General features: G+C 33.0%; 1 protein-coding gene. It reads left to right on the top strand.

The genetic code is table 11. The features are described from left to right. Nucleotides 1-190: 190 nt before the first annotated feature. A complete protein-coding gene (locus MUW74_RS02985; RefSeq protein WP_243518656.1) occupies nt 191-541 on the top strand; it encodes a hypothetical protein in 351 nt (116 codons plus the stop codon). Nucleotides 542-554 lie beyond the last annotated feature (13 nt).

The following is a 554-nucleotide window of genomic DNA, read 5'->3' as shown; positions in this document are numbered from 1 at the left end:
TATTTTACAAGGGGTTTTTTCTAGAATGGCCATATCTTTGAAGACATACCTTGAAAATTTTGATTACTTGATACTTTTCTCTATGTTGCGTTTTCCTTTATCTAGATTTTAATATAGCCACGGAATAAAAACGCCATAGCATTATGTCGTTCGTTATATTATTTACTTAAACAATAAACTAAACTAAACAATGGATAAACAATTACAAAAAATTAAGGATGCCAAGCCTTACAGCTCCTGTGCCAAACAAGTTGCAACTTTATCATTTTTAGCTGCTTTACAATTCTCTTCTTGTACAATTCATAGACGTGAAGGATTCCTTGAAAAAAGTAAACTTAAGTCTTCTTGGGAATCTTTGACTTCTTGCAAGAAATGGATAACTGGTAAAGATAAAAAACCGGGTAACGGTATACCTTCTCCTGGAGATTTGCTAAAAAAGGATAAAAAGGGAAGGAGGCCAATAGATAGGGCTGCTCGTAAAAATGATACCGACAAGTTTGACCTTTTGTTTGATACAATGGTAACTAAGATTGGGTTGTAGTAGTTGATATTTA

The organism is Candidatus Cardinium sp. cBcalN2, from assembly GCF_022810445.1.
GTDB lineage: Bacteria > Bacteroidota > Bacteroidia > Cytophagales > Amoebophilaceae > Cardinium.
Note: the sequence above shows the minus strand (reverse complement) of the source record. Positions and strands in the feature narration are given on the sequence as shown.

What these genes read in the sequence shown, in the direction of transcription:
- MUW74_RS02985 (WP_243518656.1), top strand. Translation starts at nt 191, where the DNA reads ATGGATAAACAATTACAAAAAATTAAGGATGCCAAGCCTTACAGCTCC.